At 64.0% G+C, this 11,444-nt stretch carries 12 protein-coding genes; 11 read left to right on the top strand and 1 reads right to left on the bottom strand.

Features of this window, described 5'->3' with window-relative positions:
- The first annotated feature begins 94 nt into the window (after positions 1-94).
- The 8 genes from SynBMKMC1_RS14005 to SynBMKMC1_RS14040 all read left to right on the top strand — a co-directional run bounded on the left by SynBMKMC1_RS14005 (position 95) and on the right by SynBMKMC1_RS14040 (position 7,954).
- Complete coding sequence (locus tag SynBMKMC1_RS14005) at positions 95-232, top strand: hypothetical protein (protein ID WP_186472176.1); 138 nt, start codon at positions 95-97, stop codon at positions 230-232.
- A gap of 192 nt (positions 233-424) precedes the next feature.
- A complete protein-coding gene (gcvT, locus tag SynBMKMC1_RS14010) occupies positions 425-1,534 on the top strand; it encodes a glycine cleavage system aminomethyltransferase GcvT (RefSeq protein ID WP_186472177.1) in 1,110 nt (369 codons plus the stop codon).
- A 48-nt stretch (positions 1,535-1,582) separates the two neighbouring features.
- The gene (aspS, locus tag SynBMKMC1_RS14015; RefSeq protein WP_186472178.1) at positions 1,583-3,418 is read left to right on the top strand and encodes an aspartate--tRNA ligase; all 1,836 of its coding nucleotides are present in this window, start codon (positions 1,583-1,585) and stop codon (positions 3,416-3,418) included.
- An 80-nt stretch (positions 3,419-3,498) separates the two neighbouring features.
- Positions 3,499-4,629 (top strand): RNA polymerase sigma factor, RpoD/SigA family, encoded by a 1,131-nt coding sequence (locus tag SynBMKMC1_RS14020; RefSeq protein WP_186472179.1) that lies wholly within the window; start codon positions 3,499-3,501, stop codon positions 4,627-4,629.
- Positions 4,630-4,658: 29 nt separating this feature from the next.
- A complete protein-coding gene (locus SynBMKMC1_RS14025) occupies positions 4,659-5,141 on the top strand; it encodes a Dps family protein (protein WP_186472180.1) in 483 nt (160 codons plus the stop codon).
- Positions 5,142-5,202: 61 nt separating this feature from the next.
- On the top strand, positions 5,203-6,834 hold the full coding sequence (locus tag SynBMKMC1_RS14030; protein ID WP_011934346.1) for a CTP synthase: 1,632 nt from the start codon (positions 5,203-5,205) through the stop codon (positions 6,832-6,834).
- Positions 6,831-7,457, top strand: a complete 627-nt coding sequence (locus SynBMKMC1_RS14035; protein WP_186472181.1) for a 7-carboxy-7-deazaguanine synthase QueE — start codon at positions 6,831-6,833, stop codon at positions 7,455-7,457. Before SynBMKMC1_RS14030 ends, SynBMKMC1_RS14035 begins: the two co-directional genes overlap by 4 nt.
- Positions 7,454-7,954: a M23 family metallopeptidase gene (locus tag SynBMKMC1_RS14040; protein ID WP_255486221.1), complete on the top strand. Its 501-nt coding sequence runs from the start codon at positions 7,454-7,456 to the stop codon at positions 7,952-7,954. The genes SynBMKMC1_RS14035 and SynBMKMC1_RS14040 overlap by 4 nt, the downstream gene beginning before the upstream one ends.
- A gap of 52 nt (positions 7,955-8,006) precedes the next feature.
- Here the strand turns inward: SynBMKMC1_RS14040 and SynBMKMC1_RS14045 are convergent, their stop codons facing one another.
- Positions 8,007-8,486, bottom strand: coding sequence for an ecotin family protein (locus tag SynBMKMC1_RS14045; protein ID WP_255486222.1), 480 nt, complete (start codon positions 8,484-8,486; stop codon positions 8,007-8,009).
- A 96-nt stretch (positions 8,487-8,582) separates the two neighbouring features.
- On the opposite strand from SynBMKMC1_RS14045, the gene queC reads away from it, so the two are divergent.
- Genes queC through SynBMKMC1_RS14060 form a run of 3 tightly spaced genes read left to right on the top strand, consistent with a single transcriptional unit; the run spans position 8,583 to position 11,433 of the window.
- Positions 8,583-9,263 (top strand): 7-cyano-7-deazaguanine synthase QueC, encoded by a 681-nt coding sequence (gene queC / locus SynBMKMC1_RS14050; RefSeq protein WP_186472183.1) that lies wholly within the window; start codon positions 8,583-8,585, stop codon positions 9,261-9,263.
- On the top strand, positions 9,260-10,573 hold the full coding sequence (locus SynBMKMC1_RS14055; protein ID WP_186472184.1) for an anthranilate synthase component I family protein: 1,314 nt from the start codon (positions 9,260-9,262) through the stop codon (positions 10,571-10,573). The genes queC and SynBMKMC1_RS14055 overlap by 4 nt, the downstream gene beginning before the upstream one ends.
- Entirely contained in the window at positions 10,570-11,433 is an 864-nt protein-coding gene (locus SynBMKMC1_RS14060; RefSeq protein WP_186472185.1) for an aminotransferase class IV, read from the top strand. The genes SynBMKMC1_RS14055 and SynBMKMC1_RS14060 overlap by 4 nt, the downstream gene beginning before the upstream one ends.
- Positions 11,434-11,444: the final 11 nt, after the last annotated feature.

Consider the following 11,444-nt stretch of genomic DNA (forward strand, 5'->3'; position numbering starts at 1 on the left):
TATTCTTTTCTTAAAGCAAACCCGAAGAATTCAACGAAAAGGCTTCTCCCTCAACGGAAGTGCCAAGGTCAAGCTGGCGATCACCCCTGGGACGATGGGCGTCTCCTGGCTTCAACTCAGGCAGCGATGGCTGTTGCGCCGTCCAGTGATGGCACCAAACCAGGCGCGCCAGCTCAGCATGCACAGGCAGATGGCGCAAGCGGCACCACCCCCCTTGATGCGCCATCGCTGAAGCGCAGTGCGCGCAAGACTGGCAGGACTGTGATTTCAGAATCACACCACCGGGAAGGAGAGCTAAAGATACGGACGCTTGTGAAAGCGGTCCAGCAAACGAAGACAATCTGCGGCTTTGCTTCCACTTCCGACGCAATTCCGTAGGCCTCCATAGGATTCGGCCCAACCTTTCCCCAGAGGCTCAACCGGCATGGATCTGCACCGCACACCGCTCCATGACCTCTGCGTGACCACTGGCGGCCGCATGGTGCCCTTCGCCGGCTGGGAGATGCCCGTGCAATTTTCGGGACTGGTCGCTGAGCACACAGCCGTGAGGCAGAGGGTGGGACTCTTCGACATCTCCCACATGGGCGTGCTGCGCATTGAGGGCAGCAACCCCAAGGACGCCCTGCAAACCCTCGTACCGACAGACCTGCACCGCATCGGCCCGGGGCAGGCCTGTTATTCCGTGCTGCTCAACGAGTCCGGAGGGATCCGCGACGACCTGATCGTCTACGACCTGGGGCAAACGAACAGCGACCAGGGAGAAGCCAGTTTGATCGTGGTGATCAATGCCGCTTGCGCGGCAGCCGATACCGCCTGGATCAGCGAACAGCTCACGCCTCAGGGCCTACAGGTCACCGATGAGAAGGGCGATGGCGTTTTGCTGGCCCTGCAAGGCCCTGAAGCCTTGGCACGGATGGAGCAGCTGAGCGGTGTCGACCTGCACGCGCTGCCCCGCTTCGCCCATCGCATGCTGGATCTCACGGGGTTGTCCCGTCCTGTGTTCTGTGCACGAACCGGATACACCGGGGAGGACGGCGTGGAGCTGCTGCTCGCACGTGAGGACGGGCGCAACCTCTGGAACCGACTGGTGGCTGACGGGGTGACCCCCTGCGGCCTCGGTGCACGGGACACCCTTCGCCTCGAGGCCGCCATGCATCTCTACGGCCAAGACATGGACGCTGACACCACGCCATTTGAGGCCGGCCTGGGCTGGCTCGTGCACCTGGAAATGCCATCAACCTTTACCGGCCGTGCGGCACTCGAGCGCGCTGCAGACAGCGGTCCATCACGGCGACTGGTCGGTCTGAAGCTGAAAGGACGCGCCATTGCTCGCCATGGTTATCCGGTGATCCATAACGGTGAGCAGGCGGGGGCGATCACCAGCGGCAGCTGGTCGCCCACTCTCCAGGAAGCGATTGCCCTCGCCTATGTACCCACCGCCCTCGCCAAGGTGGGGCAAGAGCTCGGCGTTGAGATCCGCGGGCAGGTTCAGGCCGCCACGGTCGTTAGGCGCCCGTTTTACCGCCATCCCTGAAGAAACCTGGGCTGTGGGAAAATCTCCTGTCACGAGTTGAGAGATCCCATGCGCAGCAACGGTTGCGGCGACCTGCGCAAAGAGCACATCGACAACACCGTGCAACTGTGCGGCTGGGTGGACCGGCGCCGTGACCATGGCGGGGTGATCTTCATCGACCTGCGCGATCGCACCGGCACCGTGCAGATCACGGTGGATCCCGATCTGGGAGCTGAGGCTTTCGCCGTCGCCGAACACCTGCGCAGCGAAACCGTGCTGCAGATCAGCGGCAAGGTGCGGGCTCGCCCCGCTGAATCACTCAACGAGAAATTGGCCACGGGCGCGGTGGAAGTGCTGGCCAGCGGCATCACTGTGCTCAACAGCGTGAAGGGCAACCTGCCCTTCCCCGTGTCGGTGCACGACGAGGAGAACACCCGCGAGGAGCTGCGGCTGCGCCATCGCTATCTGGATCTGCGCCGCAAGCGCATGAACGACAACCTGCGCCTGCGGGCCCAGACGATTCAGGCCGCCCGTCGCTTCCTTGAAGACGAAGGCTTTATCGAGGTGGAGACTCCGGTTCTCACCCGCTCCACCCCCGAAGGCGCCCGCGACTATGTGCTGCCCAGCCGCGTCTGCGGTGGTGAATGGTTTGCCCTGCCCCAGTCGCCGCAGCTGTTCAAGCAACTGCTGATGGTGGGCGGCATTGAGCGTTACTACCAGGTGGCCCGTTGTTTCCGCGACGAAGACCTGCGCGCCGACCGCCAGCCGGAATTCACCCAGCTGGACATCGAGATGAGCTTCATGGGTCAGGAAGAGATCCTTGAGCTGAATGAATCCCTGATCTGTTCGATCTGGAAAGCGGTGAAAGGCATCGACCTGCCCAGGCCCTTCCCGCGCATGACCTGGCATGACGCCATGGAGCGCTATGGCACCGACCGGCCCGACACCCGCTACGGCATGGAGCTCACCAACGTGAGCGACATCGTCAAGGACATGGGCTTCAAGGTGTTCAGTGGCGCCGTGAAGTCCGGCGGCGCGGTGAAGTGCATCGCGGTGCCCGGCGGCAACAATGCGGTGAGCAACGTGCGGATCAAGCCCGGCGGCGATGTGTTCAGCGAGGCCCAGAAAGCTGGTGCCGGTGGCCTGGCCTTCATCCGCGTGCGCGACGGCGGTGAAATCGACACGATCGGCGCCATCAAGGACAACCTCAGCGATGAGCAGAAGCAGGAGCTGCTCAGCCGCACCGGCGCAGAACCCGGCACTTTGCTGCTGTTCGGTGCCGGCGACACCGCCACGGTGAACAAGGCCCTCGACCGGGTGCGCCAGTACCTGGCCAAGGAGCTGGGCATGGTCAAAGCCGACCGCGACAACGACCAGTGGAACTTCCTCTGGGTGGTGGACTTCCCGATGTTCGAGTTCAACAGCGACGAGAACCGTTACGAGGCCCTGCACCACCCCTTCTGCGCCCCCAATGCCGAGGATCTCGGCAGTGATGCCTCCCAGTGGGCCGAAGCCCTGCCCGGAGCCCGGGCCCGGGCCTACGACCTGGTGCTCAATGGCCTTGAGCTCGGCGGAGGCTCCCTGCGCATCCATGACTCCGCCCTGCAGCGCCAGGTGTTGCAGACGGTTGGATTGCCCCTCGAGGAGGCGCAGGAGCAGTTCGGCTTCCTGATGGATGCCCTCGATGTGGGCGCACCGCCCCACGGCGGCCTGGCCTTCGGTGTGGACCGGATGGTGATGCTGCTCGCGGGTGAGGAATCGATCCGCGACACCATCGCCTTCCCCAAGACCCAACAAGCTCGCTGCCTGATGACCAGTGCCCCAGGCGGGGTCGCCGACAAGCAGCTGGAGGAGCTGCATGTGGCCAGCACCTGGGTGGATCCAACCGAAGAAGACTCCAACTAGAACCCGAACAGAATCCGGCGGTTCGGGGCACTTGCCAGCAAAACAACTGAACCTGACTGCATACCGTCAGTACCGGTTCATTGTCTGAGAAGGCTCGAACGACGGGGAAAGCCCCGATCCGCTGGAGCGGCGGCAATGACTTGCTGCGCCTTTACCTCCAGGACATCGGCCGCGTCGACCTGCTCACCAGCGAAGAGGAAGTGACGCTCTCCCGCCAGGTGCAGCAGCGGGAGCGTTTGCTTGTGCAGGAGCGTGACCTCAGCACTCGCATCGCTGCAATCCGGGTACTGCTGGATCTCGAGGAACTGCAACAACGTGAAGCCAATCACATCAGCCACTGGCCAACCCGGCAGGAATGGGCCCGAGCTGCCGAGATGACCCTGAATGAACTCAACCGAGTGCTGAACGAGGGGTACACCCGCTGGGCGGAAGAGAGTGGTTTGGAGGCGAAGGAACTGCAACGCCGCCTGCGCGAAGGTCGCCGGGCCCGAGACCGGATGATCCAAGCCAATCTGCGCCTGGTGGTGGCCGTTGCCAAGAAATACCAACAGCGCGGAATGGAACTCCTGGATCTGGTGCAGGAGGGCACCCTCGGACTGGAGAGAGCCGTGGAGAAGTTTGATCCCACCCGCGGCTTTCGCTTCAGCACCTATGCCTACTGGTGGATTCGCCAGGGCATCACCCGGGCCATCGCCACCCAAAGCCGCACGATCCGGCTGCCGGTGCACATCACCGAAAAGCTCAACCGGATCAAGCGTGTCCAGCAGGAGATCGCCAGTGAGCAGGGGCGTCTTGCCTCCGTGAGCGACCTGGCCAAAGAGCTGGGGGTCAGTGAAGACACCGTGCGTCAGACCCTGGCCAGAGTGCCCCGTTCGGTGTCGCTGGAGACCCGCGTGGGCAAAGACCAGGACACCCAGCTCGGAGACTTACTCGAAGATGGGCATGCGACACCAGAGCAGACCCTCACCCGAGACGCGCTCCACGACGACCTCGAACATCTGCTGGATGAGTTGAACCCGCGGGAAGCCGAGGTGATCCGCAGTCGCTTCGGACTGGAAGACGACACACCGCGCACCCTGGCCGAAATCGGCGAGGCCATGGCTCTCTCCCGCGAACGCGTGCGTCAGATCGAAACGCGCGCCCTGCTCAAACTGAGGCAACCCCAGCGCCGCTCCAAGGTGCGCGACTACATCCAGGGGCTGGATTCCTGAGCTAGAAACCCCTTATCCCTGTTACCGCCATGGCCAGCACGCCTTCCATCAACATCGGGATCTCCGAAGCCCAACGCAGCGAGATCGCCGAAGGGCTCAGCCGTTTGCTTGCCGACACCTACGTGCTCTACGGCAAAACCCACGGTTTCCATTGGAACGTGACCGGCCCCATGTTCAACACCCTGCACCTGATGTTCATGGAGCAGTACACCGAACTCTGGAATGCTCTCGATGTGATCGCCGAGCGCATCCGGGCGCTGGGCGTGGTCGCACCCCACGGCGGCTCCACCCTGGCCGGCCTGGCTTCGATCAAGGAAGCCGAACAGAAACCGGCAGCGCTCGACATGGTGAGCGAGTTAGTGGCCGGCCACGAAGCCGTGGCCCGCACAGCCCGCAGCGTGTTCCCGCTTGTGGAAGCTGCCAGTGATGAACCCACAGCCGATTTGCTCACCCAGCGCCTGCAGATCCACGAGAAAACCGCCTGGATGCTGCGCAGCCTGCTGGAGGGTTGAGCCGGAGGGGGGTCCTCAGCCCTTCGGGTGCTCGGTACATTGAAGAGTCACCCGGGGGGTCATGGCCAAGTTCGTCTTCGTCACCGGTGGAGTGGTGTCCAGCATCGGTAAGGGCATCGTGGCAGCCAGCCTGGGGCGCTTGCTGAAATCACGCGGCTACAGCGTATCGATCCTGAAGCTGGATCCTTACCTGAATGTGGATCCGGGCACCATGAGCCCGTATCAGCACGGTGAGGTGTTTGTCACCGAGGATGGCGCTGAGACCGATCTCGATCTCGGCCACTACGAACGCTTCACCGACACGGCGATGTCACGCCTGAACAGCGTGACCACAGGCTCGATCTATCAGTCGGTGATCAACAAGGAGCGCCGGGGCGATTACAACGGCGGCACCGTGCAGGTGATCCCGCACATCACAGGCGAGATCCGCGAACGCATTCACCGCGTGGCCTCCAACAGCAACGCCGATGTGGTGATCACAGAAATCGGCGGCACGGTGGGTGACATCGAATCCCTGCCCTTCCTCGAGGCCATTCGCGAATTCAGAGGCGATGTGGGTCGCCACGATCTGGCCTACATCCATGTGACCTTGCTGCCCTACATCGGCACCTCAGGCGAACTGAAAACCAAACCCACCCAGCACTCGGTGAAAGAGCTGCGCTCGATCGGCATCCAGCCGGATGTGCTGGTGTGCCGCAGCGACCGAGAGATCAACGCAGAACTCAAACGCAAAATCGGCGGATTCTGTGGTGTGCACGAACGGGCGGTGATCCCCTCTCTTGATGCCGACAGCATTTACGCCGTCCCCCAGACCCTCGAAGAACAGGGGCTGTGCCGGGAAGTGCTGGATGTGCTCAATCTCACCGACCACGACAGTGACATGCGTGCCTGGCAGCAGCTGGTGCACAAGATGCGCAACCCCGGCCCGGCGGTGAAGGTGGCCCTGGTGGGCAAATACGTGCAGCTCAATGACGCCTATCTCTCGGTGGTGGAAGCCCTGCGCCACGCTTGCCTCGCCCAGGATGCATCCCTCGATCTGCACTGGGTGTGCGCCGAAGAGATCGAAAACCGCGGCGCTGATGCCCTGCTGCATGGCATGGATGCTGTGGTGGTGCCAGGCGGCTTCGGCAACCGTGGCGTGGATGGCAAGGTGGCGGCAATCCGCTGGGCCAGGGAACAACGCATTCCCTTCCTGGGGTTGTGCCTGGGCATGCAATGCGCGGTGATCGAATGGGCCCGCAACCTGGCTGGCTTAACCGATGCCACCAGCGCTGAACTGGAGCCGGGCACCAGCCATCCGGTGATTCACCTCCTGCCGGAACAGCAGGACGTGGTGGACCTGGGCGGCACCATGCGCCTCGGGGTGTACCCCTGCCGCATCGCCGAAGGCTCGATGGCTGATCGGCTCTATGGCGATGAGGTGGTGTACGAACGCCACCGCCATCGCTACGAGTTCAACAACGCCTACCGCAATCTCTTTCTTGAGTCGGGCTATCGGATCAGCGGCAGCTCCCCCGACGGTCGCCTGGTGGAACTGATCGAACTGCCGGAGCATCCGTTCTTCACGGCTTGCCAGTACCACCCGGAATTCCTCTCGCGGCCAGGCCAGCCCCATCCTCTGTTTCGCGGCCTGATCGAAGCCGCCCAACAACGACTGCCCAACAGTCCCAGCGAAATCAAGGCCACGGCGTGAGTCAGGACCCGCAGGCCTCCGCCTCTCTCCCAGTGGTGGAGACCTTCCACTCCCTTCAAGGAGAGGGTCTCCATGCTGGCCGCAGTGCCTTCTTCATCCGCCTGGCGGGATGCAGCGTGGGCTGCAGCTGGTGCGACACCAAACACTCCTGGCCCGCTGAGTCCCATCCAGCGCGCACCCTGCACAGCATCGCCACTGAGGCAGCAGCAGCAGCCAGCGACGGCGCAGCCTTTGTGGTGATCACCGGCGGCGAACCGCTGCACCACAACCTCGACGCCCTCGCGCAAACCCTGCGCCAAACCTGCGGGCTGCCTTTGCATCTGGAAACCAGCGGGGTCGACCCGCTCAGTGGCAATCCCGACTGGATCACCCTTTCGCCAAAACGGCACGCACCTCCCCGGGCCGAGCTGCTCAGCCGCTGCCATGAACTGAAAGTGGTGGTGCATGAACCTGCCGACCTGCTGTTCGCTGAGGTGCTGTCCGCGCAGGCGCCGCAAGCCGCCTGGCTGCTGCAACCCGGATGGGAGAGCGTTGAAGGACAACAGCTGGCGCTTGATGCAGCACGCCGCGATGGCCGTTGGCGGCTCAGCCTGCAAAGTCACAAGTGGCTGGGGGTGCGTTGAGCCGATACAACCGGCAGGTCATCAACTCCAGATGCCCCGATGCGCGTGGCCCTGCTCATGGCCCTGATGCTGGCCAGCGGCCGGGGGAGTCGCTGCAGCTCCGATACCCCCTCGCGCAGCGCGCTGACGAAGTGCAGCCCTATGGCTGGCGTTACTCAGAGCAGCGCCAGCGTTGGCGCATGCACGTTGGGCACGATCTGATCGCTCCGGCTGCCACACCCGTGCTCGCCATGCTCTCCGGCCGGGTGCATCTGGCCCAGACGATCAGTGGCTATGGCCTCACGGTTCTGATCGAGCACGGCCGGGGCTGGCAGACGGTGTACGCCCACCTGCAAACAGCAAGTGTGCAACCCGGTCAGCTCGTGCGGGCCGGCGAACGCATCGGCCGCGTTGGCCGCAGCGGATCAGCCAGCACCGACCATCTGCACGTGGAACTGCGACGCCTGCAGGTACGGCAGGCCTACGCCCTGGATCTAGCCCCGCTGTTGCCCCACTGAAGATGTCCTCGCTCTCGAAAGACTCTTACCTCACCCAATGACACCGTCAGCATCAACGTTGCACAGCCTTCTGCTGGCGGGTTTCCGCCTTCCAAAGGCGCCAACGCAATTCGGCACCCTTTGGCAGATCCACCACGATCGGCCATGAGGGGTTGTAAGGCACCAGATAGGGCTGAAGGCCGAGGGAGAGGAACGAGCGTTTCTCGGGCGCACCCGGTGGGCAGGCTTTTTTGGTGCTGATCACGCGCAACGGTCCCTTCACTTCAAACAGGGCCTTGCCCGATGCCTGGGGCAGCATGCGCATGGTCATCCCAGGACCGGACAAGCGCTGAAGGTTGCAATCCAAGGTCACCTCCTCGCCCACGATCAACTGAATGCGCCAGTCGAGGGGATGGGCTGAAACCAACGGATCGCTGGTCTTGGGCAGCAGTCCGGATGGCTGGATCACCCAGCGCTGCAGGCCCGGTGCCGGTGCGGGATAGCCGCTCAGATCCAAGCGCGGGATGGCTGCCACCGGCGTCAGAGCACTCATCAGGATCACGGAGGCACCGCCACAAGCCCCGGAGATCGTCGTCAGAGACTGTGAGAACGCCATCGTCGACACCAGAACGGCAACAGAATGCCCAGCATGACCGATTCAACCGCGATTGCCCTGCTCTCCGGAGGGCTCGACTCCGCCACTGCCGCTGCGCTGGCGCAGGAAGCCGGCTGTCGCGTGATCGGCCTGTCGTTCGATTACGGCCAGCGCCACCGCCGCGAACTGCAGGCGGCAGCAGCCATTGCTGAAGCCCTCAACCTGGCGGAGCACCACACGATCAGCGTGAACCTGGGGAGCTGGGGAGGGTCCTCGCTCACCGACAGCGCGCAAGCCCTTCCGGTTGATGGCGTGCAGGACGGGGTGATTCCCAGCACCTATGTGCCCGGCCGCAACACGGTGTTCATCAGCATCGGGCTGAGCCTGGCCGAAGCCCGCGGCGCCGATCGCCTGGTGCTGGGCGTCAATGCCGTGGACTACTCGGGGTACCCCGACTGCCGGCCGGACTACCTGGATGCCTTTCAGACCTTGGCGGATCTGAGCAGCAAAGTGGGCCGCGAAGGACGGGGCCCACGGCTGTGGGCACCACTGGTGGAGTGGAGCAAGCAAAAAATTGTGGAGGAAGCACTACGCCTGGGGGTCCCGATCGAACGCACCTGGAGCTGTTACAGCGGCGGTGATCACCCCTGCGGCGTGTGCGACAGCTGCCGGATCCGCGATGCCGCGCTGCAGGCTGCCGGTCGCCCTGATCTCTGCAGCAGCGCCAGCCGATGACACTGCTGCACAAGCGCTTGCCCTGGCATGAACCGGCTGACGTTGCAGCTGTTCTGGCCTGCCTCTACGGCGAGGAGGGCCTGATCTGGCTGGACGGCGATGGCGGCGAACTTGGCGGGCGCATCACCCTGGCGGCGGATCCACTGGAGCAGCACTGCTGCCGCGGCCTGCCTGGCGATGCTGAGGCCACCAACCCCTTTTCTGCCCTGCGGGAGCTGAGCCCAGGGCACTGGACGGGCTGGCTGAGTTACGACGCCGCCGCCTGGACCGAGCCTGGCAACCCCTGGAGCCGGGACCCGATGGCCAGCCTCTGGATCGCCCGCCACGATCCCGTTCTGCGCTTCGACCTGCAGGCCAGAGCGCTGCACCTGGAAGGCATCGACCCCTCCCGCCATGCGGCGATGGCGCACCTGCTGGAAACCCAGCCCATCAAGGCCACACCATCCGACGCCAGTGCGAAGCAGCCCCTGGGTTGCCGCTGGCATCACCACAGCGACCGCGACGCCTTCATGACCGGGGTTCTGCGCATCCGTGAGCTGATCGCCAGCGGGGATCTCTTCCAGGCCAACCTCACCGCCTGTGCGAGTGCAACGCTCCCGGAACCCATGGGCAACCTGGCGCTCTACCAACGCTTGCGCGATCGATGCCCCGCCCCGTTCAGCGGTGTGCTGATCGGCAGTGGCGCCGCCGCCGGCGAGGCCGTGCTGTCCACCTCACCGGAGCGGTTTCTGGAAGTGATGCCGGATGGAGCCGTGCAAACCCGACCGATCAAGGGCACCCGTCCACGCCATCCCGATCCACACATCGACGATGACCTGGCGGCCGAGCTGGTGTGCAGCGCCAAAGACCGCGCTGAGAACGTGATGATCGTGGATCTGCTGCGCAACGATCTCGGCCGGGTGTGCGTGCCGGGATCCGTGCAAGTGCCCGATCTGGTGCGCCTGGAGAGTTATGCACGGGTGCATCACCTCACCTCAGTGGTGACCGGGCAGTTGCGCGCTGGCAGCACCTGGGTGGATCTGCTGGAAGCCAGCTGGCCGGGGGGCTCGATCACAGGCGCTCCCAAGCTGCGCGCCTGCCAGCGCCTGCAGGAGTTGGAGCCTCTGGGCCGTGGCCCCTACTGCGGCTCGATCCTGCACATCGACTGGGATGGCCGCTTCGACAGCAACATCCTGATCCGCACCCTGCTGCGCAAAGACGCTGACCTGCGCTTGCATGCCGGCTGCGGCATCGTGGCCGACTCCGATCCTGAGGCGGAAGCCGAGGAACTCGACTGGAAACTGCTGCCCCTGCTGGAGGCGCTGGCGTGAGCAGCACGCTGGCCTGGATCAATGGCACATGGGGAGATCCCTCAGAGCTCAAGCTGCCCTTGAGCGACCGCGGCTTGCAGCTGGCTGACGGCGTGTTCGAAACGGTGTTGATTCGCGGAGGTGAACCCCAACTGCTGCAGGCGCACCATGCCCGCTGGCGGGATGGTGCGACAACCCTGGGCATGGCACCACCACCGAGCCTGGAGGTGCTCGACCCTCTGCTACGCGAAGCGATCCAGCGCGGTGGGCTCAATGATCACAGCGCAACCGCCCGCAGTCGCAACACGACCGAACGCCATGGAGCCCTGCGCTTGAACTGGAGCCGCGATGGTGCTGCAGGCCGAGGCATTCAAGTGCCCGCGGGTGAACCGGATCCTGCCCTGCATCGCTTCTGGCTCACCCTCAGTGCGCATCAGCCCAGCTTCGCGGCCGTGCGCACCTGGATCAGTCGCCATGAACGGCGCAACGCCACCAGCCGCCTGAGCCATTGCAAAACCTTCGCCTACGGCCAAGCGATTCAGGCCCGCCGCGAAGCAATCGAGCACGGCGCCGATGAAGGCCTGTTGCTTAGCACCACCGGCGAACTGTGCTGCGGGAGCACCGCCAATCTGCTGGTGCAGCGCCAAGGCCAATGGCTCACACCACCCCTAAGCAGTGGTTGCTTACCAGGGGTGATGCGTGCACAACTGCTCGAACTCGGGCTTGCCCAGGAAGCAACGATCCATGCCCAACCGGAACCTGGTGACTGCTGGCTGCTGATCAACAGCCTCGATTGCCGCGTGGTCAGCGCTGTGGATCGCCATGCATTAACAACCACAACGCAGGCCGAAGAGCTGTGGGGCGCGCTCTTGAAGAGCTAAACGGTACGCAA

Source organism: Synechococcus sp. BMK-MC-1 (assembly GCF_014279955.1).
Taxonomy (GTDB): domain Bacteria; phylum Cyanobacteriota; class Cyanobacteriia; order PCC-6307; family Cyanobiaceae; genus Synechococcus_C.